This window comes from Curvibacter cyanobacteriorum, assembly GCF_028649475.1.
Taxonomy (GTDB): Bacteria; Pseudomonadota; Gammaproteobacteria; order Burkholderiales; family Burkholderiaceae_C; genus Curvibacter; species Curvibacter cyanobacteriorum.
This window is the reverse complement of the sequence record NZ_JAQSIP010000006.1, coordinates 246,407-271,222: the sequence shown is the minus strand read 5'-3', so window position 1 is coordinate 271,222 and position 24,816 is coordinate 246,407. Positions and strand designations below refer to the sequence as shown.

The 24,816-nt window shown below is 68.0% G+C and carries 19 protein-coding genes and 1 pseudogene; 5 read left to right on the top strand and 15 right to left on the bottom strand.

Going from position 1 to position 24,816, the window contains the following annotated elements:
- Positions 1-7: 7 nt before the first annotated feature.
- The 15 genes from PSQ40_RS14545 to PSQ40_RS14475 form a co-directional block, all read right to left on the bottom strand.
- Positions 8-2,878 carry a CHASE domain-containing protein gene (locus PSQ40_RS14545; protein ID WP_273952330.1) on the bottom strand — a complete coding sequence of 957 codons (2,871 nt, stop codon included), beginning with the start codon at positions 2,876-2,878 and terminating at the stop codon, positions 8-10.
- Positions 2,879-2,890: 12 nt separating this feature from the next.
- Positions 2,891-5,101, bottom strand: a complete 2,211-nt coding sequence (locus PSQ40_RS14540) for an ATP-binding protein (RefSeq protein ID WP_273952327.1) — start codon at positions 5,099-5,101, stop codon at positions 2,891-2,893.
- The gene (locus PSQ40_RS14535) at positions 5,098-5,739 is read right to left on the bottom strand and encodes a response regulator (protein ID WP_273952325.1); all 642 of its coding nucleotides are present in this window, start codon (positions 5,737-5,739) and stop codon (positions 5,098-5,100) included. The genes PSQ40_RS14540 and PSQ40_RS14535 overlap by 4 nt, the downstream gene beginning before the upstream one ends.
- A gap of 57 nt (positions 5,740-5,796) precedes the next feature.
- Positions 5,797-6,552 carry a ParA family protein gene (locus tag PSQ40_RS14530; protein WP_273952324.1) on the bottom strand — a complete coding sequence of 252 codons (756 nt, stop codon included), beginning with the start codon at positions 6,550-6,552 and terminating at the stop codon, positions 5,797-5,799.
- 3 nt (positions 6,553-6,555) lie between these two features.
- On the bottom strand, positions 6,556-7,821 hold the full coding sequence (locus tag PSQ40_RS14525) for a methyl-accepting chemotaxis protein (RefSeq protein WP_273952322.1): 1,266 nt from the start codon (positions 7,819-7,821) through the stop codon (positions 6,556-6,558).
- Positions 7,822-7,836: 15 nt separating this feature from the next.
- Positions 7,837-8,211: a response regulator gene (locus PSQ40_RS14520; protein WP_273952320.1), complete on the bottom strand. Its 375-nt coding sequence runs from the start codon at positions 8,209-8,211 to the stop codon at positions 7,837-7,839.
- Between the two features lie 2 nt (positions 8,212-8,213).
- A complete protein-coding gene (locus PSQ40_RS14515; protein ID WP_273952318.1) occupies positions 8,214-8,471 on the bottom strand; it encodes a hypothetical protein in 258 nt (85 codons plus the stop codon).
- The gene (locus PSQ40_RS14510; RefSeq protein WP_273952317.1) at positions 8,471-11,287 is read right to left on the bottom strand and encodes a chemotaxis protein CheA; all 2,817 of its coding nucleotides are present in this window, start codon (positions 11,285-11,287) and stop codon (positions 8,471-8,473) included. The genes PSQ40_RS14515 and PSQ40_RS14510 overlap by 1 nt, the downstream gene beginning before the upstream one ends.
- Positions 11,284-11,655 carry a response regulator gene (locus tag PSQ40_RS14505; RefSeq protein WP_273952315.1) on the bottom strand — a complete coding sequence of 124 codons (372 nt, stop codon included), beginning with the start codon at positions 11,653-11,655 and terminating at the stop codon, positions 11,284-11,286. Before PSQ40_RS14505 ends, PSQ40_RS14510 begins: the two co-directional genes overlap by 4 nt.
- A 3-nt stretch (positions 11,656-11,658) precedes the next feature.
- On the bottom strand, positions 11,659-12,492 hold the full coding sequence (locus tag PSQ40_RS14500; protein ID WP_273952313.1) for a CheR family methyltransferase: 834 nt from the start codon (positions 12,490-12,492) through the stop codon (positions 11,659-11,661).
- 6 nt (positions 12,493-12,498) lie between these two features.
- Positions 12,499-13,122, bottom strand: a complete 624-nt coding sequence (locus tag PSQ40_RS14495; RefSeq protein WP_273952311.1) for a HEAT repeat domain-containing protein — start codon at positions 13,120-13,122, stop codon at positions 12,499-12,501.
- 12 nt (positions 13,123-13,134) lie between these two features.
- Entirely contained in the window at positions 13,135-14,205 is a 1,071-nt protein-coding gene (cheB, locus tag PSQ40_RS14490; protein WP_273952310.1) for a chemotaxis-specific protein-glutamate methyltransferase CheB, read from the bottom strand.
- A gap of 23 nt (positions 14,206-14,228) precedes the next feature.
- Entirely contained in the window at positions 14,229-15,794 is a 1,566-nt protein-coding gene (locus PSQ40_RS14485) for a chemotaxis protein CheW (RefSeq protein ID WP_273952308.1), read from the bottom strand.
- A 14-nt stretch (positions 15,795-15,808) separates the two neighbouring features.
- Positions 15,809-17,731, bottom strand: coding sequence for a methyl-accepting chemotaxis protein (locus tag PSQ40_RS14480; protein WP_273952306.1), 1,923 nt, complete (start codon positions 17,729-17,731; stop codon positions 15,809-15,811).
- Between the two features lie 62 nt (positions 17,732-17,793).
- Positions 17,794-18,225: a response regulator transcription factor gene (locus PSQ40_RS14475; protein WP_273952304.1), complete on the bottom strand. Its 432-nt coding sequence runs from the start codon at positions 18,223-18,225 to the stop codon at positions 17,794-17,796.
- A 531-nt stretch (positions 18,226-18,756) separates the two neighbouring features.
- On the opposite strand from PSQ40_RS14475, the gene PSQ40_RS14470 reads away from it, so the two are divergent.
- The 5 genes and pseudogenes from PSQ40_RS14470 to PSQ40_RS14450 all read left to right on the top strand — a co-directional run bounded on the left by PSQ40_RS14470 (position 18,757) and on the right by PSQ40_RS14450 (position 24,793).
- Positions 18,757-19,122, top strand: coding sequence for a response regulator (locus PSQ40_RS14470; RefSeq protein WP_273952302.1), 366 nt, complete (start codon positions 18,757-18,759; stop codon positions 19,120-19,122).
- 8 nt (positions 19,123-19,130) lie between these two features.
- A complete protein-coding gene (locus PSQ40_RS14465) occupies positions 19,131-20,396 on the top strand; it encodes a methyl-accepting chemotaxis protein (protein WP_273952300.1) in 1,266 nt (421 codons plus the stop codon).
- A gap of 300 nt (positions 20,397-20,696) precedes the next feature.
- On the top strand, positions 20,697-21,761 hold the full coding sequence (gene bioB / locus PSQ40_RS14460) for a biotin synthase BioB (RefSeq protein ID WP_273952299.1): 1,065 nt from the start codon (positions 20,697-20,699) through the stop codon (positions 21,759-21,761).
- A 194-nt stretch (positions 21,762-21,955) separates the two neighbouring features.
- Positions 21,956-23,095: an FIST signal transduction protein gene (locus PSQ40_RS14455; RefSeq protein ID WP_273952297.1), complete on the top strand. Its 1,140-nt coding sequence runs from the start codon at positions 21,956-21,958 to the stop codon at positions 23,093-23,095.
- Between the two features lie 314 nt (positions 23,096-23,409).
- Positions 23,410-24,793 (top strand): annotated as a pseudogene (locus PSQ40_RS14450) (tyrosine-type recombinase/integrase).
- The last annotated feature ends 23 nt before the right edge of the window (positions 24,794-24,816 follow it).

Sequence of the window (24,816 nt, the reverse complement as noted above, 5' to 3'; positions counted from 1 at the left end):
CTGCGCTTCACATCGGCCCGCTGAGCGGCAGGGTGATGGCGGCGATCAGGCCCGTGCCCGCCGGGTTGGGGGTCAGGCTGAGCTGGCCGTGGTGCAGTTCAGCGATCAGCTTCACCAGCGGCAGGCCCAGGCCGCAGCCGGGCTTTTCGCCCGACTTGTCGACCCGGTAGAACTTGTCGCAGGCCTGGGCGCGCTGCTGCTCGTCCATGCCCAGGCCTTCGTCGATCACCGACAGCGTCACCGCCGGACCATGGTCGGCGCTGCGGCTGCGCTGCAGCCGCACCAGCACGGCCTGCTCGGGGCCCGAGAAGGCATAGGCGTTGCCAAGCAGTTCGTGCAGCGCCCGCTCGAGTTTGCGCGGGTCGATCATCGCGTGCAGCGCTTCATCGGTGCCGGTCCACTGGGGCGGCGTGCGGCCACTGGGCACGGGGCTGCGTTGCAGGGCGCCCGGCAGCCACTGCGACAGGTCTTGCAGGCGCGGCTTGAGGGCGTCGGCGCCCCCCACCTCGAGCTCGGCCAGGTTCAGCATCTTGCTCAGCAAGGTCTGGATCTGCCGCGCCTGCGCGGTGATCAGGGTGGCCAGCTCGCGGCGCATCGGCTCGGGTTGGTCGGGGCGGGTGCGCAGCAGTTCGGCGTAGCCCATCACGCTGGTCAGCGGGGTGCGGATCTCGTGCGCCATCAGGGACAGGAACTCTGACTTGGAGCTTTCCAGCGCCACATCCGAGCTCAGGTCCACCACCGTGAACAGGTGGCGGACGGGCCCCACGCCGTACTTCATGGCCTGCAGCGTGATGTGTTTGGTCTGGCCGTTGAGCGTCACCAGGCGCACCCGGTTCAGCTGCAGCGGCGGGTCTGGGTCGGTCGGCTGTGATTGGCCCAGCGCGAACAAGCGGTGCAGGCTGATGCCGGGCAGGCGCTGCACCAGCAGGCTGATGAACACATTGATGTTCGGGATCTCCGCCAGCGACCGGATGCCCAGCATGCGCACCATGGCCTGGTTGCCCAGCAGGTAAGTGCCGCCCTCGTCAAAGCCCAGGAAGCCCACGGGCGTCTGCTGCAGCAAGAACTCCAGCTGGCCCGACTTGGCGGCCACATGGCCCATCGCGTCCTGCAGCGAGTACTGGACTTGCAGCAGGTCCACCGTGCGGTCTTCGACCTCGTGCGCCAGCGACTGCTGGTAGCCCGTGAACAGCAGCAGGATCAGGCTGGCCGCCACCGTCATCCACAGGCCTGCGGTGAACACCAGGTAGGGCCACAGGCTGGTGTTGCCCGACCAGAAGTGAGGCAGCGCCTGCGACGTCAGTTGGTAGTGGCGCCCGGCAAACTGCCACTCGCTGCGTTGCGGTGCGGGCAGCGACCTCTGGCCCAGCCACCAACGCGGTTCGGGCGGCGCCTGGGTTGGCGTGGTGGTGGCTGGCCATTGGTGGGACCACAGGGTCTGCGCCGCCGCCGGGGCGTCCAGGTCCAGCCATTGGTAGGCCACGGTGTCGGGCAGGATGTCGCTCGGGGGCTCAAGGCGGCCGGGCGCCTGCGCCACCGGCAGGGCGGCGTCGCCGACCTCGAGTTGCCGCGCCGCCAGCCAGTCAATCTGCACCAGGGCGCTGACCAGCCCGCGTGGTGGCCCGTGCGGCGGCGCGGCGCCGCCGCGCTCGGCCTGGCCCGCCACCGGGCGGAACAGCTGCACGCTGAGGCCGGGGTCGCGGTTCTCGGGGGCCCGGGTCAGCCCCGGCGTGGCCGCCGGGCGCCCCTGGCTCAAGGCCGCGTCCACGGCCGCCGCGCGCAGGGGTTCGGACGCCACATCCAGGCCCAGGAGCCGGTGGTGCGGCGCCCAGGGCTCGATGGCCTGCACCGGCAGATGGCGGGCCCGGGCGCGCGCCGGGACGGTGTGATCCCCTTGGCGTTCGGTGATGGGCTGGGGGTGGCCCAGCTGGCGGCCCAGCCCGGCCTCGAAGGCGCTGCGCTGGGCCTGCGGCACCACCGGGGTCCAGGCCAGGGCTGACAGGCCTTCGGCCAGCCCCAGCAGGGGCTGTGCGCTTTGCGCAAAGCTGTGGCGGTCGATCTGCCGGGTCTGGCTGAGCACGCTGGCCAGGCTGTCCAGCACCTGTTCATGGCGCTGCAGTTCGTTTTTCAGCGCCTGTTGCTGGCGCTGCTGCAGGGCTTCCCAGCGGCGCGCCACTTGCTGGTGTTCCAGCGCGATGACCCAGGCGCAGGCCAGGCCGCTGAGCAGGCAACCCAGGCTGGTCAGCAGCCACAGCCAGGTGGCCCGGCGTCCAGGGGCGCGTTGCCCGGGCAGGCTCAGCCACAGCACCGGGGCCAGCAGCAGCACGCCGAGCAGGTCGCCGGTCACCGCGGTCAGCCACAACCAGGCCCAGGCCAGGCTCCAGCTGGGCGGTGTGTGGAACCCCAGGTTGAGGCTGCCACTGAGCAAGGCCGATGCCCCCGCCAGGGCCAGCCAGCGCAGCGTCGGGCCGGGCTCCACCAGGCTCAGCGGGCCGCGCACCCAGCGCCGGATGGCCCCCGCCCCCAGTCCGGCCTGCAGGGCGGCCAGGCCCGCTTGCGCCGCGCTGGCCAGGCCCGGTCCCAGCGCCAGCGACCCGGCCAGCGTGTCGGGCAAGGCGTCGAACAGCAGGCGCCCGAGCACCAGCCCCGGCAGCGCCGGCAGCCCACGCCACAGCACGGCGACCAGCCCGATGGCCGCGGCCGGCCAGAAACTGGCGAAGTCGCCGGTGTTGGGCAGGCGACCCAGCTGGCTGCCCAGGCTGCAGGCCAGTGCGTAGACCAGCGCAGTGAGCAGCACGGTGGCCAGTGCAGGTCCGAGCCGGGGGCCGCCCAGGGGCGGGGCGGCGCGGCCATTCCAGAAAGAAAGCAGGGCGTTCATGGCAAGGCAAGCTCAACAGCAACTGGGTGGGTGGCCTCCTGCGGCCGGTGCGCGAGCCCCCGCCTGTTCCGACGTGGCAGGGTCACTTTTGAGCAGGTTCAGCGTGAACACCGAGCCCTGGCCCAGCTGGCTCTCGACCCCGATGGTGCCGCCCATGCGCTCGGTCAGCTCCTTGGCAATGCACAGGCCCAGGCCGGTGCCTTCGATGTCGCCGTTCGGGTCGACCCGGAAGAACTTGGTGAACAGGCGTTCCAGCGTTTGGGCACTCATGCCCACGCCCTGGTCGCGCACTTGCACCTGCCAGTGCAGGGGGTCGTGGCCGGGCTGCAGGTCCAGCTCGACAGGCAGGCCGCGCGCGCTGGAATACTTCAGCGCGTTGCTCACGATGTTGATCAGCACCTGCTCCAGCTTGGCGCGTTGGCCTTGCACCCAAGCGGGGGCGGGGGCCGGGCGCAAGGTCAGGCGGGAGTCAACGCCGGGGCGCTCGAAGTTGCGCACCACCTCGTGCAGCAGCGGCTGCAGCTCGACCGCTTCCAGCTTCAGGCTGCCCGGGGCCTGGGCCTCGATGCGGGCCAGGTTCAGCAGGTCGTTGAGCAGGTCGCTGAGGCGCCCGGACTGGCGGTGGATGCGTTCCAGCAGGTCGCGCTGCACCTCGGCTGGAAACTGCCGTGTCAGCATCAGCTCCGAGAAGCCCCGGATGCTGCCCATGGGCGCCCGCATCTCATGCGCGGCGGTGGCCAGGAACTGCTTTTGCATGCGGTAGAGCTGCACGTCGGCGCTGACATCGCGGAACACCAGCAAGCCCGGGGCGCCCGCGGCGTTGGGCTGCGAGCCGCGGATTTCCAGCACCCGCTCCCGGGGCTTCTTGAGCGACCACTGTACCGCCTCGCCACCGGCCAGGGCCGTGGCCAAGGGGGCTTGCCCGGGGGCGGCCATCGATTGCAGGGTGGCATAGAAAGCCTCGCGGCTCAGGCCGGTGGCTTGCAGGCCGGTCAGCCCGACAAAGGCCTGGTTGTCCAGTTGCACCACGTCTTCGTCGCTGAAGGCGATCAGGCCGTTGGGGTTGTCGTGGTGCAGCGAGTGCAGCTGCTCGGCCTGACGCGACAGCTGGGCCAGCAGGTGGCGCGTTTCGGTGACGTCGGTGAGGATGCCGAAATGGTGCGTCAGGATGCCCGTGGGCTCGTCCAGGATGGGCGCCACATGCAGCTGGTTCCAGAACATCTCGCCGCTCTTGCGGTAATTGCGCAGCAGCGCCGAGGCGCGGGCGCCTTGCCGGATGGCGTCGCGCAGCGGTCCGATGTCGGCCTGCTGGTTGTCGCTGCCTTGCAGGAAATTGCACGGCCGCCCCAGCACCTCGTGCAGGGTGTAGCCCGTGATCTCGGTGAAGCGCTGGTTCACATAGACGATGGGCTGGTGGGTCAGCGTGGCGTCGGTGATCACCACGCCGCAGTTGCTTTGGTCCAGCGCCTGCTCGCGCACCTGATCGAGGTGCCAGGTGCGCACATTGTCCGAGACGTCCTCGAGCTGGGCCAGCCAGCCCCCCGCCAGCGGGGCACCGGCGGGCGCGGCCAGTGGCTCGAAGTCGACTTCGACCCACACCAGGTTGCCGTTGCGGTGTTGCAGCGGCAGGCGCAGGCGCGGGGCCTCGAAGTCCAGCCAGGGCACCACCGGTCGGTCGAGGTCCTGGCGAAAGCGCTCGCGCGCCTGGGGGTGCAGGTAGTCCAGCAGCGACTGCCCCAGGCAGGCCTCGGTCGGGTGTCCGGTGAGCAAGGTCCAGGCGGGCTCGAGCGCCTGCAGGCGCAGGCTGGGGTCCAGCGTCAGGCCCACCGTCAGGCCGTTGGCGTGGGCGTTGTTGCGCAGGTTCAGGGCCGGCCACGCCACGTGGTTGGGGGTCAGGGTCACGATGCATGCCTGGCCGGGGGCCCCGTCGTCGGGCGCCATCGGGCTGACGCTCAGCAGGTAGCCCCGCAGCGGCGCCTCGGGCTGTGCGCCGGGCAGTTCGATGGGCCAGGTCGCGGCGCGACCGCTGCGCACCACCTGCAACAGCCGGGCCGCGCACAGCGGGGGCAGGCCGGCCGCGCTCCAGTCCGGCAACAGTTCGCCTTGCGGGGGCACTGGCAGCGCCTGGCGCCAGGCCGTGCAACTCAGCAAGACCTGGTACTGCCCCCCTTGGGGGGCCAGGCGCAGCACGCAGCTGGCGGGGTGGACGGGCGAGGGGCTCATGGGCAGTCTCCACGCCCGGGGGCGCGTGGCGGGGCGTGGTGGGCTGCGCGCAGCAGGCGGCTGTGCAGGGCGTCGACATAACCGGCGATGCGCAGGGGCGCCACCGGCTTGGCATAGACCGTGGCCCAGGCTGGCAACTGGCCGTGCTGGTGGGCCTCGGCCGCTTGCAGGCCGGTGACCACCAGCACCGCGATGTCCGCGTACTCGGGCTCGGCGGCCAGGGCATTGACCAGGTGGAAGCCATCAAACGGCGACATCAGCAGGTCGGTGATGACGAGGTCCGGGCGGTGGCGCTCGATCTGGATCAGCGCCTGCGAGGCATCGTTGGCCCAGCTCAGCGCCAGCGGGGCCCTGGCATCGCTGAGGCAGGCCTGCAGGTAGGCGCGTTGCATTTCATCGTCGTCCACCAGCAGCACCTTGAGCCCCTCGGGCGGCAGGGACCGCGCCACGGGGACCGATGGGGTCTGGCCTTTGAGGCGTTCGACGGCGCGGCGCGAAATGCGCCGGTGACCGCCGGGCGTGAGCCAGGCCTCCAGCGACTGGTCCATCACCAGGCGTTGCACGGAGCTCACGGACAAGCCCAGCAGCCGGGCGGCCTCACGGGTGGTCAGAACATCTTTGGGCGGGCGCGGTGGCATGGTGAGGTGGAGGTGGGTTCAGGGGCCGTGGGAGAAAAAACGTCGTGTTGAACAGGTTCACCAGCGCGCCAACAATTCGTTGACGGCCACCGTGTAGTCGGCGGTGGCGCGGCTGTGGGGGGCGTGGACGCGCAGCGGGCAGCCCGCGGCAAAGGCCTCGGCCACCCGGATGTCGTTGCGGATGCCGGGCAGCAGGCGGGCCTGGCCAAACTGCTGGCCCAGGCCCTGGCTGACCTGCCGGTGCAGGCCGATGCGGCTGTCCTGCATCACCGGCAGAAAGCCCAGCACGCGCAGGCCTTCGTTGCCGCCCCGGCTCGCCACCCGGAACAGCACACGGGCCAGTTGCCGCACGCCTTCGCCAGCGAGGAAGTGCGGCACAAAGGGCACCAGGATGCGGTCGGCCGCGCTCAGTGCGTTGAGCAGCAGGGCGTCCAGCGAGGGCGGTGTGTCCAGCACGACCCAGTCGTAGCGTTCGAGCAGGCCCTCGCTGGCCAGGGCTTCGCGCAGCAGCAGCTCGCCGCTGCGCCCCGAACCGTGGTCAAACAAGGGGTCGCCGGGCACCAGGTCCAGCCCGGGCCAGGCGCTGGGCTGCACCGCGCTGCCCAGCGTGTGCCGGCCCGCCATGAAGCCATGCAGCGTGGCGGTGTCACGCGTCAGCTTCAGGCCCAGCCCCAGCGCGCAGTGGCCCTGGCTGTCCAGGTCCACCAGCAGCACGCGCTGGCCCCGGGCGGCGAGTTCGGCGGCCAGGTTGACGGCCGTGGCGGTTTTGCCGGAGCCGCCTTTGCGGTTGCTGATGACGAGGGTGCGTGCCATGGGTCAGAACAGTTCGATCTTGGGGCGGTCTTGGGAGGTGGTGGCCTCGGCCGGTGCGGCGTCGCCGCAGGCGCCCGTGGCGGCGACATGGGTCTCGATCTGGCTGTGCATGACGTAGCGCTCGATCTGCGACTCCAGGCGCTGGCGCAGCGACTGCAGGCTGGCCGGGTCCCAGGGCTGGTCGTGCATCTGGTTGGCCATGGCCTGCAGGTGTTCGTCGAGTTCCAGCATGGCCTCCTGCGACTGTTCGACGCGCTGACGCATCACGTCATGGAACTGGATGTGCCCCAGCGCCTGGGTCAGCAGGTCGGACATGTGGCGGTGGCCGGCGTCCACGGCATCGATCATCTCCTGCATGCGGTTGCCGGTGGAGGCGTCCTCGAAGCGCGACTGCATGGCGCGGATGTCGGCCAGCACGTTGCGCATGTTGCCGGTCGACGCGTTGCGCTCCGAGGCCTCATTGGCGCGCCGCAGTTCGACGTCGATGTTGGCGGTGGCCGCGTTGATGCGGCTGGCGATCTCCTGCGCGGCCGCGGCGGTGCGGGTGGAGAGCTGGCGCACCTCGGTGGCCACCACCGCAAAGCCCCGCCCCAGGGGGCCGGCGCGCGCCGCCTCGATGGCCGCGTTGATGGCCAGGAAGTTGGTCTGCTGCGCCACGCTGGCGATCACGTCCACCAGCGGGCCCAGGGCCTTGACCTCCTGCAGGCGCTGGATGCGGTGCAGGTTGGCGTCGATCTCTTCCTCCTGGCGGTCCACAAACATCTGCAGGATGGCGCCCAGCTGCTTGTCGATCAGCAGTTTCTCGCGGATCACGGTCAGCAGTTCTTCGCCGTTGCGCTGCGAGTCCTGGATGCTGTGCATCTGCTGCGAGGAGGCCTGCTCCATCTGGTTGAGCAGGCGGATCAGCGACAACACACCCTCTTCGGTTTGCTGCAAGGCGCCGTCGAGCTGGCCGCTGATGACGCGCAGGTAGGGCGCGACCTCGCGCACCTCGGCCACTGCCTCGGTCACGGGCAGGCGACCGCGTGACGGGGCGTGCGGGTCCGAACCCCGCAGGCGGGCACCCAGCTGAGCCAGCAGCACGACCGCCCCGGCCACCAGCCCGCAGAGGGCCACGGTGCTCCAGGGCATGGGGGTTCCCTGCGACAGCAGCACGCCCAGCGTGCCCGCGGCGCTGGCGCCACACAACACCAGCTGGCCCAGCCAGGCCGGGCGACCTGCGCTGGCCCGGGGCGGGCGGGGTGGCGTGAGGGTGGAATCCGCGTTCATGGGGGCTCCTTGGGGTCAGGCGCCGATCACGACCTGTTTGACGATCTTCACCAGGTCTGGGCCCGACACCGGCTTGACCAGCCAGCCGGTGGCGCCGAGCTTCTTGCACTCGTCGCGTTTGCGCGCATCGCTCTCGGTGGTGAGCGTCAGGATCGGGGTGAAGCGCATGCCGGGCAGCGCCTTGACCTGGCGGATCAGCTCCATGCCATCCATGCGCGGCATGTTGATGTCGGTGATGATCAGGTCGGGTTTGAAGCCCCGCTTGAGCTTGTCCAGCGCGGCGAAGCCATCGGAGGCGCTGTCCACCTTGAAGCCATTGAGTTCCAGGCTGGATTTGAGACTCAGGGTCATGGTCGCGGAGTCGTCGACCACCAGGATGTTTTTAGCCATGTTCATTGCTCCAAAGAGGACGGGGAAGCGCTCAGCGCCGATTGAAGGATCAGGGCCAGCAGCGGATCGGCTGGCCAGGCTTTGATGGGGGTGCGGGCCGCCATCAGCACCTGCAGGTTGGCCGGGTGCAGGTGTTCACAGGCCGACAGGTCGGCGCTGGCGCTGGGCTTTTTTTGCAGCCAGGCGAGCAGGTTCTCGGCTTCTTCGACGCCGACCAAGCCGCTGAAGACGACTTGCTTTTTTTGGTATTCGAGGCCCATCACACCATCTCCTTGACGTTGAGCACCATCAGCACCGAGCCGTCGCCGAGCAGGGCCGAGCCGCTGTACAGGCTCAGGCCCCCCAGCACCCCGGCCAGGGGCTTGAGGATGATGTCGGTGGACTCTTTGAAGGCGTCGACCAGCAGGCCCAGCACCTCGTCGCCGATGCGCACCACCAGCACCGCCAGTTCGTCGTTGTCGTTGCACAGCGGCGGGGCCGACAGGCCCAGCAGGCGGTTGAGTGACTTGAGGGGCACCACGCGGCCGCGCAGCACGGTCACGAGGTTGTCCTTGATGCCGCGCACGGCGCTGCGGGGCACCCGCACGGTTTCCATCACCATGTCGATCGGGATGCCGAAGGTCTGGCCATCGGTCTCGATGGTCATCACATGGGTCACGGCCATCGACAGCGGCAGCGACAGGCGCACCGTGGTGCCTCGGCCCTTGACGCTGTCCAGCGCCAGGCTGCCGTTGACGCGCTCGATGGCGGTGCGCACCACGTCCATGCCCACGCCGCGGCCCGACAGGTCGGACACGGCTTCGGCGGTCGAGAAGCCCGGCAGGAACACCAGGTTGATGGCCTCCTGGGGCGTGATGCGCTCCAGCGTGGCTTCGTCGATCAGGCCCTTCTCGTAGGCCTTGAACTTGATGACCTCGGGGTCGATGCCGGCGCCGTCGTCGCTGATCTCGATCACCACGCGGTCGGCCTCCTGGCGCGCTGCGATGCGCAGCTGGCCCTGGGCCGGCTTGCCGGCGGCCAGGCGTTGCTCGGGGGTTTCCAGGCCGTGGTCCAGGCTGTTGCGCACCATGTGCACCAGCGGGTCGCTGATCGACTCGATGATGTTCTTGTCGGCCGCGGTGTCCTCGCCCTCGAGCACCAGGTGCACCTCCTTGCCCAGGCGGCGCGACAGGTCGCGCACCAGGCGCGGAAAGCGCTGGAACACGAAGGACACCGGCATCATGCGCACCTGCATGATGGCGTCCTGCATCTCCTCGGAGATGCGGTTGATGACCGCGTACTGGGCCTTGATCTCGCGCGACAGTTCGCGCATGCCGTACAGGGTTTCGGCGCGGTTGGCCAGGTAGGGGATCGCGTTCTTGGCCACCACCATCTCGCCGATCAGGTTCATCAGGCGGTCGATCTTGACCTGGTCCACCTTGAGGCTCTTGGCGCTGACGTGGTCGTCGGTGCGGCGGTCGGCACGGGCTTCGGTGTCGGGGCCCGCCGCGGTGGCCGCCTGGGCCGCGGGCGCGAGCGCCGCAGGGGCGGGCAGCGGGGCGGCCGTGGCGGCCGTGACGGCGTTACCGACCGTGCCGCTGGTCGCGGCGGTGGCGGGCTCGGTGCCAGTGGCCGGGGCGGTCTCGTCGGCCGGGGGCGCGGCGGGGCGGATCAGCTCCCCCTGGGCGCCTGCGAAGGCCAGGTCCAGCCACTCGGCCAGCGGGGCGGCGCGGCCACTGGCCAGTGCCTCGGCGGTGACGGCGGCCAACTGGGGCAGCTCGTCTTCGCGCTGGTTGGCGCGCAGGCAGGCGGCCAGGGCGCCCGAGGCGGCCTTGATGCGGCCGGCCAGCCACTGCGCGTCGTCGGGCATGGCGAGCACTTCGCGCTGCACGGCGAGCAGGTCGCGAAAGGCCTGGGCTTCGGGCGAGTCGTCCACGGGCGCCACCGCGGTGGCGGGGGCGGCGTCGGGGGGCGTGCTGGCGGCCGCGTCACTGGCGTCGGCTTCGGCTTCGGCGAGATTGGCGGGGGGCCGCGGGGTGGGTGTGTCGACCGCCCAGTCGGGCACTTGCAGCTGGCGCAGCGACAGCACCAGCTGGCGCAGGGCCGCCGGCGGGGTGTCCGGGCTGTCCAGCAGCAGCTGCAGCCAGCGCAGGGCCGAGGACAGCCAGAGCTGGCCGTTCGACAGCTCGAGCATCGACCGCACGGCGCGGGCCAGGGACGCGGTGTCCCCGGCGTTGAGCAGGTTCAAGGCGTCGGTGACGAAGTCCTCGTACACCGGGCCGCCATTGGGGTCGCCCTGCGGCAGGGCCAGGCACAGCGGCGGCAGGGCGCGCCAGCGCACCTGGTCGGGCACGTAGCGGAAGTGACTGGCCACCGTGTCCACATCGCTGAGGGCCAGCCAGTGGAAGGCCAGCTGGCATTGGTAAGCGTCCAGGCTGGCGAGCTCGGGCCAGGGCTGGCGCGACTGCACCTCGGCCCACACCAGGCCGGGCAGTTGGCGCACCAGGTACAGCGGGTCTTCGCCCTGGAAGAAGCATTGCTCGTCGGGCTGGTACTCGCCCCACAGCAATTGCAGGCCCGGGGCCGGCGACTGGGCGGCCCGCCAGACGCCCATGCGCAGGGCCTCTGGCAAGGCCAGCAGTTGCTCGGCGCGCGGGGCCGCCAGCGGGGCTTGGGTGGGGGCGTCGGCGACCGCCTCTTCCTCGCTCGGGCGCTGCGGCATGAGGGCGCGCAGGGCATCCACCAGGCGCTGGGCTTCGCTGACGGTGTCGGCCTGGCAGGGGCGCTCGGCTTCCATGTCGTCGCACAGGCGGGCCACATAGTCCATGGCGTCGAGCAGGCGGTCGGCCAGCGCGTCCGAGAAGGCGATCTCCTGGTGGCGCACGGCGTCCATCAGGTCTTCACCCGCGTGCAGCACACGGGTCATCTCGGGCACTTCGAACAGACCCGAGTTGCCCTTGAGCGTGTGCACCAGCCGGAACAGCTGGGTCATCAGCTCGGTGTCGTCGGGGGCGTTCTCCAGCTCCATCAACTGGACGCCAATGGCCTCCAGCGTGTCGCGGGCTTCGGACAGGAATTGCTCGAGCAAGGGGTTCATGGGCTGACCTCTCCCAACAACAAGGCGATCGGGGCCACCAGCTGATCGGGCCGGGTGGGCTTCACCAGGTACAGGTTGGCCCCGGCCGCATAGGCGCGGCGGCGGTCGTCGGCGGTGGCCTCGGTGGACACCATGATGGCCGGCACCTGGGGCAGGTTCTGGTTGCGCAGTTCGCGCAGGAAGCCGTAGCCGTCGAGCTTGGGCATGTTGACGTCCACGATGTAGAGGTCAAACGGCGTCAGCAAGGCTTTTTCCAGGGCCTCGACGCCGTTGACGGCCTCTTCGACCTGGTAGCCGGCCCCTTCCAGGATGCCCCGGTGAAACATGCGCACGGTGGCAGCGTCGTCAATGATGAGAATCCGTTTCATGGGTCACTCCGTGGGTTTCTGGTAAACGATGGCCTCCGGGAATTTGCGGACTCGGTAGAGTGAGGAGATCCGGCTCATGGACTCGGAGTGCCCCAGGCAGATGAAGCCGCCTGGGTTGAGGGCGTCGAAGAAGGTCTCGGCCGCGGCCTTGCGGGAGACGTCGTCAAAATAGATCAGCAGGTTGCGGCAGAACACCACGTCAAAGTGGCGGAACGCGCGGGTGTCGGCGCGGTCCGACAGGTTGACGCGGGAGAACTCCACCGCGTGGCGCACGTCGTCGATCAACTGGTAGCCCGCAGCGCTGCGCTTGAAGTACTTCTGGCGGTAGGCCTCGGGCAGGTGGGACACCGCGCGGTCGCCATACAGGCCGGCGCGGGCCGACTCGAGGATGCGGGTGTCGATGTCGGAGGCAATGATCTCGACGTCGTAGCGGTTGATGTCGGCCCAACGTTCCAGCAGGTAGATGGCGATCGAGTACGGCTCTTCGCCCGAGGACGAGGGGATGACCCAGATGCGCAGCGGTTTGTCGTTGCGGCGGCGGGACACCAGTTCGGGCAGGATCGAATCGACCAGGCACTTGAACTGGTACTCTTCGCGAAAGAAGTAGGTCTCGTTGACCGTCATCAGGTTGGTCAGCGTCTGCAGCTCCTCGCCCGAGGCCTGAAAGCGCAGCATGGTGAAGTAGTTGCGGAACAGCTTGTTGTCCGTGGCTTCCATGCGTTCCAGCAGGCGCTTGTCGACAAAGTAGCGCTTGGTGTTCTCAAACTGGATCCCGGTCTTGCGGTAGAAGAACTCCCGGAACTTCTGGAAGTCTTCGTCGGTGATGATGGAGGGCATGGCGACTCATCCTTCCAGGATGCGTTTGATGGCCAGGTCGGCCGCAAACTGGATGTAGGGTTCGCGGGCAAAGCGGTTCTTCAGCCGCAGCAGGGGTTCGAGCACCTCGCGCGAACCGACCTCGCCGAGCAGGTCCACGGCGGTGGCGCAGACGTTCACATGCGGGTCCTTCTCGATCACCTCGGCCAGCCACGACTCCACCAGCGGATGGCGCAGCGATTCGAGCACGTTGACGGCAAAGATGCGCATGTCGCTGTCGGCGTCGCTGAGCAGCTGGCGCATGATGGGCGCCACCTCGGTGGGCAGTTGTTTCAGGGCCTCGATGGCTTCGTTGCGCAGCGACGCTTCTTCGCTGCGCATGCAGTCCACCAGGCCCGACACCGCCTGCGCGTCGCCCAGGCGCACCAGGGTGGTCAGGATGACCTCGCGCACCGAGCTTTCGGTTTCGGTTTGCAGGTGCCGCACCAGCTCGGCGCTCACACCCGGGCAGTCGACCAGGTCGCGGGCGGCCCAGCGGCGGTCCTCGGCCGAGGCCGAGCCCAGCTGTTGCAGCAGCTCGGCGCTGCGCGGCGCCGAGGCGGTGTCAAGGTCCGGGACGGGCGCGCTGGACTGGGGTTTGATGAGAGCCATGTCGGTTCCTTGTCAACGTTGGGCCCAGGCTTTGACCTGGGCGGCGATCTTGTCCAGCGGCAGCACCAGGCTGGCACCGCCGCGCGCAATCAACTCGGCGGGCATGCCGAACACCACGGCGGTGGACTCCGCCTCCGCGATGGTTCGGCCGCCCAGGCGCTTGATGTCGCTGAAGGCCTCGGCCCCGTCGTAGCCCATGCCGGTGAGCATCACGCCCACCAGGTGGCGCGGGGCACAGTGCTGCAGGGCGCTGCGGCCCAGCAACTCGACCGAGGGGTGCCACAGTTGCTGGCTGTCCTCGGGCTTGGGCAGCACGGTCAGCACATTGGCGCGCCGCGTCAGCACCATGTCCGCCCCCCCTTTGCCGATGTAGACCCGGCCGGCCTGCACCGGCATGGGGGAGGCGGCCTCCACCACCTCCAGCTCGCAGCTCCCGTTCAGGCGGGCCGCGAACGGGGCGGTGAAGCTGGCGGGCATGTGCTGGGCCACCAGCACCGGCCATGGGAAGTCGGCTGGCAGCAAGGGCAGCACCTGTTCCAGCGCCCGCGGCCCACCGGTGGAGACGCCGATCAGCAGCAAGCCGTCCGAGGCCGGGCCGCTGCGGCTGGGCAGCGTCTTGACCGGCTGCAGGTCGGGGCTGGTGCGGGTCGGGCGGCTGCTGCCCAGGCCCAGGCTGCGGTATTTGGCGGGGCGCGACTTGGCGGCCGCGCGCACCTTGGCCAGGAGGTCGGCTTTGACCACGTCCAGCGACAGCGAGATGGTGCCGCCGGGTTTGGCCACATAGTCGACCGCCCCCAGGTTGAGCGCCTCGAAGGTGGCCAGGGCCCCTTTCTCGGTCAGCGACGACACCATGATCACGGGCACTGGGCGCTCGGCCATGATCAGGGACAGGGCCGTGATGCCATCCATTTCGGGCATGTTGATGTCCAGTGTCACGACGTCGGGCTGGAACTCGCGGTTCTCGGTCACTGCCTCGACGCCGTTGCGCGCCTGGCGGACTTCAAAGCCACCCGCCGCCTGGAACAGTTGGGTCAGTTGGCGCCGCATGAGCGCCGAGTCATCAACAATCAGGAGCTTGATCATGGTCGTGTCTCTGCGCAGCCTGCTCAGGCGTTCATGCCGGCAAGCGAGTGGAGGTCGCTGTCGAGCAGCAGGTGGTCGGGTTCGATCAGCTGCAACATGCGCTTTTGCTTCTCCAGGTTGGCCATGCGGGCCAGCAGCGTGGCCTGTTCTGCCGACAGGTGGGGGGCCGGTTCGATGGCCTGGCGGGGCACCTTCAGCACCTCGGCCACGGCATCGACAATGAAGCCGGTGCGCACGCCGCGGATCAGGAACACCACGATGCGTTGGCCATCGTTGCGCGCCACCGTGGCCAGGCCCAGGCGGCGGCGCAGGTCAATCACCGGCAGCACCGAGCCACGCAGGTTGATCACGCCCTCCACGGCGGCCGGCGCCTTGGGCACATGGGTCAGCACCTCGGGCACGCGCACGATTTCCTGCACGCTGTCGATGGGCACACCAAACTCTTCGGTGCCCAGGCGGAACACCACCACTTGCTCGTCGTCGCCGCCGTGGTCGTGGTGACGCTCGGTCGGGTGGGCGCGGTCGTCCTGCTGGTTCACGGTGTTCAAGGCCTCCCTGATCGAAGATTGGCGGAAGAGGTTGTGGGTGGAGATGACCGAGACCAGCCGCTTGCCACCGTCGAGGCGGCAGATGTCGGTGATGTCGGCCATGTCGTTCTGGCGTGCCAGCAGGCTGGGCATGGTCTCGACGCCGCGCCGCGGCACGCGCAGCACCTCATTGACGTTGTCGACCACGATGCCCACCGAGGCCCCGCCCAGGGCCACCACCACGATGCGGCTCTGCTCGTCGGCCGAGCGCTCGGGCAGGGCGAACATGCGGCGCAGCGCCACCAGAGGCAGCAGGCGGTTGCGCAGCGTCATCACGCCCAGCACATGGGACTGGGCATGCGGCACCTGCACGATCTGATCGGGCACCTGCACGATCTCCTGCACGTCCTCGATGGCGATCGCGTACTCCTGCTCTGCCACGTCGAAGCTGACCAGGTGCAGCTCCTCTTCGCTGCCTTGGCGGGCGCTGTCGCTGCTGGCGGCACCGCTGCCCAGCAGGGCCTGCGCGCCCAGCTGGCTGCGCTGGGCCTGCAGGTCGTTGAGCTGGGCGAACTCTTGCTCGATGAGCTTTTCGAAGTTCAGCACCATCACCATGGCGTGGCCGCCAATGTCCTTGATGAGGCCCGACAGCAGCTCGGTGTTGACCGTGCCGCCAATGCCGTCGACGCCTTCGATCTGCGCCACATCGACCCCCACCACGCTGGCCACGCGGTCGACCACAAAGCCCATGGGTTGGCAGATGTCGATCACCACGGCCCGCGAGCTGTCGTCGGTGTCGCGCTCGTCAAAGCCCAGCGCCCGGCGCAGCGAGACAATGGGCAACACCTTGCCGCGCAGGTTGGCCAGGCCTTCCAGCGTCGGGGGGGACAGGGGCACGCGCACCACCTCGGGCACACGGATGATTTCCTGCACCGGGGCCATCTCGACGGCGAACACCTCGTCGCCGCACGTGAAGGTCACGTACTGGCGGGTGTCCGACGCCTCGGCGGTCTCCGGGCCGGGCTCGGCCAGGCCGAGTTCCTTGTTGGATTCGCTGCTCATGGCACGCTCCTGGGTCAGGCGCTTTGCAGTTCATCGGCCAGCGAGGAGATCTCCTCGATGGCGGCGGACAGCTCTTCGGCCCCCTGGGCTTGCTGGCGGGCCGCTGCGGCCGCTTCCTCCGAAGCCTTGACCGCCTCCTGAGCGGCCGCTGCGATCTGTTCGACGCCGCGCTTGACCTGGGCCACCGCGGCGCCGATCTCGGTCGAGGCGCTGAGGATTTCGTCCGAGCTGCGTGCCACCTCCTGGATGTCGCTTTCGATCTGGTTCAGGTTCTCGGTGGTGGACTTGGCCTTCTCGACTTCGGCCGACGCGATGCCGACGATCTCGTCGAGGTCGCGCCCCACCACACCGATCTGGTCCTGCACCGACTTGACCAGGTCCTTGATGCGGTCGGCGTTCTCGGCCGAGTCCTGGGCCAGGTTGCGGATGTCGGTGGCGACCACCACGAAGCCCTTGCCGAACTCGCCCGCGCGGGCCGCTTCGATCGAGCCATTGACGGCCAGCATGTTGGTCTGGATCGACACCGTGGTGATGGCGTCGACGATCTTGTCGATGCGGCGCGACACCAGTTCCAGTTCCTTGACCTGGCGGATGCTGTTGCGCGACGCCTCGGCCGACGTCGACACATTGGCGATCAGGCTGTCCACCGCGGCCTTGTTGGTGGCCAGCAGCTGGCGGATGGCGGTCACCTTCTCGGCGCTGACCTTGCCGCGCTCAATGGCCAGTTGAGCGCCGCGCTCAATCTGGTTGATGGCGGCGGACGCCTCTTCGGTGCCGGCCGACTGCACTTCGGCGCCTTTGCGAATCTGGTCGATGGCGGCCATGATCTGGGCCCCCGAGCGACTGATCTCCTGCACCGCGGCGGACAGCTCCTCGGCGGCCGAGGCCACCTCTTCGGCGCTCTTGGCGACGTCGGTCGAGTTCTTCAGGTCCTCGGACAGCTCGGACAGGCTGGCCGCGGTCTGCTCGCTTTGCGACAGGGCCTGGGCTTGCTCGGCCACGGTCTTGGCGGACTCTTCGGCGGCGGCAGACTGTTCTTCGGCCGCGGCGGCGATGTCTTCCGAGCCTTTGAGCGCTTGCTTGGTGGCGGCGGCGGATTGCTGGGCCCCGGCCGAGATCTCCTGCACGCCCTTGACGATCTCCAGCGTGTCGCGGCGCACTTGCTCCAGCTGCTGGGTGATCAGGCGGCCGTTTTCGACTTCGCCTTCCACGGTCTTGGCCGAGGCCCCGATGCCTTCGGCAATGACCTTGACCTCTTGCTGGATCTGGCCCACCAGGTCCTGGATCTGCTTGGCGCTCTTCTCCGAGGTCTCGGCCAGGGTGCGCACTTCGTCGGCCACCACGGCAAAGCCCTTGCCGTGTTGACCGGCGCGGGCCGCTTCAATGGCGGCATTCAGGGCCAGCAAATTGGTCTGGTCAGCGATGCGGGCCACGGCCTTGACGATGTCTCCGATGTTGGCGGCTTGCTTCTCCAGCTCGGCCACCATGCCGACCGAGGCGATCTGGCGTTGTGCCGAGACGCCCACATTGCTGACCAGACCACTGACCTCGGCGCTGGTGCGCTGCACCAGGGTCTGGATGGCGTCGGTGCGCACGCGGCTGAGTTCGGCGTTCTGCATCTGGCGTGTCACCGAGGCCTCGACTTGCTTGAAGGCGGCCAGCGATTCCTGGGCGGCGCCAGAGGCTTCTTCGGCGCCGGTGGCGATCTGGTCGGCCGCGCGGCGCAGTTCTTCGGCCGCGGAGGCGGCTTCAGCGATGCCCGAGGACATCTGGCCGGTGGCGGCGGCAATGCGCTCGGCGGCCTGCTGTTGTTTGGCCAGCGTGCGGGCGCGCTTGCGCTGGACTTCGGCTTCGCGTGCGGCACTGGCCGAGCTGCGGGTGGCGGCAGCGGGTTCGGCGCTGACGGAGGGGGTAGGGGCTTTTTTCACGAGTGCCATGGCGGATTCCTCAGGGAAGTAATGGACTTGACTGCGGTACAAAAAAGCTGGCCCGAACGGGGTCAGCGGGACGGGAAATGGGGGGTGGTCGGGGCGGTGGCCGAGGGCGCCGTGGCGGCGCCGTCGGCTTCCTGGATGAAGGACTCGATCATCTGCAGCAGCTCGACCGGGCCAAAGGGCTTGCAGAGGTAGGCGCGCACGCCCACTTCCAAGCCCGCGTCGATGTCGGCGTCGCGGTCCAGGGCGGTCAGCATGATCACGGGGATGCGGCTCAGCACCGGGTCGGCTTGCAGGGTCTTGCCAACCATCAGGCCATCGACGCCCGGCATCATCACGTCGAGCAGGATCAAGTCGGGGCGGCGGCTGCGTGCCAGGGCCAGGCCTTCGGCGCCTTCACTGGCCTCCAGCACGGTGTAGCCGTCGTACTCCAAGGTCATGCGCACCAGGCGCCGGATGTCGGCCTGATCGTCGATGGTGAGGATGGTTTTTTTCATGGGGCCCTCTCGGGATGCGTCTGATCAAATTCGTCACAAATGCTATCAAAACAATCAAAAAAAGCAAATTAAGTGATTCATTAATCTGATTTGTGAGCAAATTTGCCGCCAATTGGGTTGAATTTGTTCTAAATTAGAACTTTCCCGGCAGTTTGGCTTTGAATTTTGAGAAAATTGATAATTTGATGCAATTTGCTGATCGGGGATGCGACCGTTCTGGCGCCATTGCTTGAGCATTTTTTGGGGGCTTTTGCGTGCCAAATGCTCAGATATGGCGTTGGAATCTGGCTTTTCAGAGGGAGGAGGCTCTGTTACGGGCTGAGACGCGCCGCCCTGCAGGCGACTCTCACCCCTTCGTTTGATCAAATTTAATCAAATTTGCGCGTTGCTCTTTATCTTTTGAATCATTTGTGCGACTATTGAGGCACTAACCTGTCCGTTGTCGGTTGTCCTGGCCGACCGCTGGGCCCGCCGGGCTCGGGGGTCTGCCCAGGGAGGCCGTCGGCCCGAAACCGCGAGGAGCCTTGCCCCATGAAAAGCATCTTTCTTGTTGACGATTCCGCCACGATGCTGATGAGTCTGAAAAACACGCTGGAGATCAGCGGATTCCAGGTGGAGGTCGCCGCCGATGGCGAGGCCGCCTTGCAAAAGGTGAAGGCGGGCTTGAAGCCCGACCTCATCATCACGGACATCAACATGCCCAAGCTCGACGGCATCGGTCTGATCCGCGAGGTGCGCAAGCTGCTGCGCTTCACCCCCATCCTTGCCCTGACCACCGAAAGTCAGCAGGCCAAACGCGAGGAAGCCAAGCGCATCGGGGCCACGGGTTGGCTGGTCAAACCGGTGGGTGGGGCCGATCTTCTGAAAGTGATCAAGCAGGTGTTGCCTGGTGTGTGAGGTGAAACATGGACACTGACCCGATCAACGATTCCGCGTCCTCCAGGCTGTCGCTGCGGGCCTGGCTGCAACTCTGGTGGCGCGGCTGGCGCGCCCATGAGCGCGTGTTGCTGACGATGGCCGTCACCTTGGCCGTGATGACCCAGTGGCTGGCCCCCGAGATGGTGCTGGGCCTGATGCTGGGCCTGGTGGCTGGCAGTGGTTTGCAGCTTTGGCTGGGGCGCGCGGGCGCACGCCACGCGCCGGCCACCAACGAGGTGATCGCGCAGGACATCAACACCTCGCAGCAGGCTTTTGCGGTGCTGCGTCAGCAGGTCAGCGCCACCATCCAGACCTCGGAGACCGCGGTGTTTTCGATGATGGAGCGCATGACCCGCGTGCATGGCAACACCATGCAGTTGCGCGACCGCATCGGCGAAGCGGTGGGGCGCTCTCAAGCGTTGTCCGAGGACTCGCTGGCGCAGGCGGCGCGCCACAGCCAGGCGCTGGAACACCTGGCCGACCACCAGCGCGAGTTCGAGACGCTGCGCCAGGGCAGCCTGGACCGCGTGCGTGCCGTGGCCGCGCAGGTGCGTGAGTTGACGCCGCTGGCGCAGTTGATCACTGACATCTCGCGCCAGACCAACCTGATCTCAGTCAACGCCTCGATCGAAGCCGCGCGCGCCGGCGAGGCCGGGGCCGGCTTCAAGGTGGTGGCCACCGAGGTGCGTCGGCTGTCGGCCCAGACCTCCGAGGCGGCGTTGAAGATCTCGCACGGCATCGCAATGGCGGCCGAGGGCGTGGACGCCGAGTTGCAGCGGCTCGAAGAAGGCCTGGTCGAAACCTCGGCGGTGCAGATGCACGAGATCGCCGAGCACATGCGCTTGCTCAGCAACACCCTGGGCGAGGTGGTGCCCTACCTCGCGGGCCTGTCCAACCACATGGAAGTCAGCATGCAGCAGGTCACCGCCGACATCGTGGAGACGCTCGGTGACATGCAGTTCCAGGACATCAACCGGCAGCTGCTGGAGCAGATCAACAGCGCGCTGGCCAGCCTGTCCAAGCACTTCTCGCAGCTCTACCAGTTGATCGATGGGCGCGCCCCACCGCCGCCACAGCTGCTGGAGGACCTGCTGCGCCGCTGGACCAGTGATTACGTGATGCATTCCCAGCGCGTGGCGCACGCGCACGGCACCGGCACCGAGACCCTGGGCCTCTCGTCGCAGGCCAGCGAGCACGAGCCGCGGGGCCTGGAGTTGGCCACGGCCAACGGCCCCCGCATCGAGTTGTTCTGAGTCAGGCCCGGGTCGGGATCGCCGACGCGCCCTGGGCGCAGGCCCCTGTCGCGGCGCTGGGTCTGCCGCGGGGTGGCGGGGCTGGCGTGGGGGACCTGGGGCGCGGTGTCCGCCACGGCCTGGGACCGGCCGCTCGGGTGGCCCAACGGATCGCGGGGGCTTTGCCGGCCCCGGGTGGCGGCTGGTGATAGGCTGGCGCCCCCCGTTGGGTGGGCCGTCGCCAGACGGGTGCCACCCAGGTCCCGCGGCCCTGGCCGCTGTTTTGCGCCTGGGCCCGATGGGCCAGGCGGTGGAGAGCCCATGAACCCGAATCAGACCCGCACCCCGACCCTGGACGCCCAGCGTGTCAACGCCAAGCCCTGGACGGTGGCCGAGGTCCTGAGCTTGCTCGAGTTGCCGTTCAACGACTTGATGTTCCGGGCGCAGTCGGTGCACCGTGAGCACTTCGACCCGAACGCGATCCAGCTGTCGTCGCTGCTGTCAATCAAGACCGGTGGTTGCGAGGAGGATTGCAAATACTGCCCGCAATCAGCCCACTTTGACACCGGTCTGAAGGCCGACAGGCTGTTGCCGCTGGCCGAGGTGCTGGAGGCTGCGCGCGCTGCCAAGGCCAACGGCGCCACCCGCTTTTGCATGGGCGCGGCCTGGCGCTCGCCCAAGCCACGCCACCTGGCGCAAATCGGCGACATGATCAGCGAGGTCAAGGCCTTGGGGCTGGAAACCTGCCTGACCGCGGGCATGCTCGACGACGGCCAGGCCGAGCAGCTGCGCGACGCCGGCCTCGATTACTACAACCACAACCTCGACACCTCGCCCGAGTTCTACGGCCAGATCATCACCACCCGCACCTACCAGGACCGGCTCGACACCCTGGAGCGGGTGCGCGATGTGGGCCTCAAGGTGTGCTCGGGCGGCATTGTGGGCATGGGGGAGTCGCGGCGCGAGCGTGCGGGCCTGATCGTGCAACTGGCCAACCTGGCCCCGTACCCGGAGTCGGTGCCCATCAACAACCTGGTGCAGGTCGAGGGCACGCCGCTGGCCGGGACCCAGGCGCTGGACCCGTTCGAGTTTGTGCGCATGATCGCGGTGGCCCGCATCTGCATGCCGCGCGCCATGGTGCGCCTGTCGGCCGGGCGCGAAGAGATGCCCGAGTCCTTGCAGTCGCTGTGCTTCCTGGCTGGCGCCAACAGCATGTTTTATGGCGACAAGCTGCTGACCACCAGCAACCCGCAGGCGCAAAAAGACCGTGATCTGTTGCAGCGCCTGGGCATGCACTGCGCCCCCGAATCGCAGACCCAGCGCCCCCCGGTGGACGCGGGCTCGGGCGCCCATGCCGCGCAGGGCGCCGTGCCCGTGGCGGCCTGAGGCAGGGCCGCGCATGGGGACGCAGTCAGACCGCCGACGACCCCGGCAGGGCCCAGGTGGTCTGGCCGCGTGCCCGACGGGCCCCCCGCGCTGGGCAGCCCCCGCCGCCGTGCTCCGGCCTTGCTTGACTTGCGTCAAGTGATGGGCGCCGGCTGCCGCTACAGTGAAGCCTCAACGCCGCATCGACCTGCCCCATGTTCATTGCCCAACGCCTCCTCAGTGCGGACTTGTCCGAGTTGTCCACCACCCTGTCTGACTGGCGCCAGCGCTGGCCCAAGGCGGGGGTGCTGGCCCTGGTGCCGGAGGCCTTGGCGGCCCAGGTGCCCGCCTTGCAGCAGGGCTGTGCCCGCGTGGCCTGTCCGCTGATCGGGGCCATCTTTCCCCAGTTGCTGACCGAGCAGGGCTTTGTGGACGACCACATCGCCTTGCTGTGCTTTGAACACATGCCCGAGTGGGTGTTGCAGGCCGAGCTTGACGAGGCCGGCGTGCAGGCCTGGCAAGCCGCCGTGCAAGCCATGCAGTCGCGCGCCGCGCCGGCCCCCAAGCCCCCCCTGCTGTTCAGTATTTTCGATGCGATGGTGCCCAATGTCGGGGCCTTGATGGACGAGCTTTACGCCACCTTGCCTTCGCCCCTGCGCTACAGCGGGGTCAATGCGGGCAGCGAATCGTTCCAACCCATGGACTGCCTGTTCGACGGCCAGCGCTGCGTGCGCGGCGGCGTGATGTCGTGGCTGGCGCCGGCCGGGGTGGACGCCTGCACGCGCCACGGCTACCCCGTCAGCCGGGCCTTGCTGACCGCCACCTCGGGCCATGGAAACCGCATCGACACCATCGATCACCGGCCCGCGTTCGAGGTCTACCAGGAGTTGATCCAGCGCGAGTTCGGGGTTGTGCTGACCCGCGAGAACTTCTACGACTATGCCGTGCATTTTCCGTTTGGTCTGGTGACCGTGGTGGATGTGCTGGTGCGCATCCCGGTGGCGCTCAACGAAGACGGCTCCTTGCTGTGCGTGGGCGAGATCCCGCCAGGCAACCTGATGCGGGTGCTGCGCGCGCCTCATGTGGGGGAGGGCGCCGCCCTGCCCGAGTTGGTGGAGTTCATGCTGGTGCAGCAGCACGCGCGCCCGCCCGAACCCTGGCTGACCTTTTATTGCGCCGGCCGGCGCATGCATTTGGGCGAGCAGGCCGCCCAGGAACTGCAGGCCTTGAACGCGCTGTCAGGCCAGGGCGGCTTGATCGGTGCGCTCTCCTTGGGTGAGATCGACACGCTGCAGTCTGAAGGCTTCCCGGCCGTGCCGCGGTTCCACAACGCCTGTGTGTTGGTGCTGGGCTGAGCGGCTGGCGGCCTGGCGCAGTCAGCGCGGTCGCAAAACAAAAAAGCCACCCGAAGGTGGCTTTGCGTCCAAGTGCTTGTCGCACTTGAAGAAATTTTGGTGGCGCTTCACGGATTCGAACCGCGGACCTGTGGATCATGATTCCACCTTTTTTGTATTTCCCTGTGTTGATTGATGTTGGTGCAATCCATGAAAATCAACAACTTAGGCAAATTTCATGAGCCGCTGTGTTGATCTGAGTTCATCCGCTTTCAGGAAATTCTCTGACATCCGCCATTACATCCTGGCCGATGTCAGTCTCACCAGGGGCAGGCATGGCAAAGGTATCGTTCACCGCAGGGCGCGTCGCAGGGTTCAAGTGCCCGGCGGGCAAGCAGCAGGCTTTCCTGTGGGATGCGACCGCTCCCGGCCTGGCATTGCGCGCAACGCCCAACGGCAAGCCGGCCTGCATCTTTCAAGGTGCCTACCAGGGCCGATCCGTCCGCATCACGATTGGCAGCCCGACCGCCTGGAGCATCTCGGACGCCCAGGCCAAGGCCAGAGAACTGCAGCGCCTGATTGACGAAGGCAAAGACCCCCGTGACCTGAAGCGCGATGCTGTCGCTGCAGTTGATGAGCGGAAAGCCGAAGAGGCAGCCCAGGCCGCCGCCGCCATTGCCGAGGCCGTCACCGTGGGTGAAGTCTGGGCCGTCTACCTTGAGGCCCGTCGTCCGTTCTTGGGGGGAGACCCACTACAAGGACCATGTGAAGCTGGCGCGGGCAGGGGGCGAGAAGGCCACCCGGGGCACGCGGGGCAGGGCTACGACCATCGACATGCCGCTGTACCCGCTGATGGGCCGCCCGTTGGGCAGCCTGGACGCCCCCACCGTGGAGGCATGGGCGGCAGAGCAGGCCAAGACCCGGCCCACGTCGGCCCGCTTGGCCTGGCGCCTGCTCAAGGTGTTCTTGAACTGGTGCGCCGAGCAGCCGGAATATGCCCACCTCCTGGCGCCGAAGAACGTGGCTGCCACCCGCAAGGCCCGCGAGGTATTGGGCAAGCCCAGGGTGAAGCAAGACGCCTTGCTGCGGGAGCAGTTGCCCGCGTGGTTCGCTGCCGTCCGCAACATCCAAAATCAGACCGTGGCGGCCTACCTGCAAACTGTCCTGCTGACCGGCGCGCGGCCTGGTGAGATTCTTGCGATGCGATGGGAGGACTTGAACACCCAATGGCGAGGCCTGACCATCCGCGACAAGGTGGAGGGCGAACGTGTCATTCCCTTGACTCCCTACGTCGCCCAGTTGCTGGCCGCGCTGCCGCGCCGCAATGAGTGGGTGTTCGCCAGTACTCGCACTGTGAGCCTGGACGAAAAGAACATCCGCCGGCGTGAGCGCCGGGCCAACGAAAAGGGCGAGTCGCTCCAGTTGGGCGAGGTGGTACAGGCCAGCGAGTCGGGCCACATCAACGAACCCCGCAGCCACCATGGGTGCGCCTGCTCTGTGGCGGGCATTGACGGCCTCACCCTGCATGGCCTTCGCCGGTCGTTCAAGTCGCTGACCGAGTGGCTGGACTGTCCGGCTGGCGTGGTGGCGCAGATCATGGGCCACAAGCCGAGCGCCACGGCCGAGAAGCATTCCACCGTGCGGCCGCTGGACCTGCTGCGCCTCCATCATGAGCGGATCGAGTCCTGGATTCTTGAGCAAGGTAAGGTGCGGTTCTGACCAGTTCAAAGGATGTGAGAAAT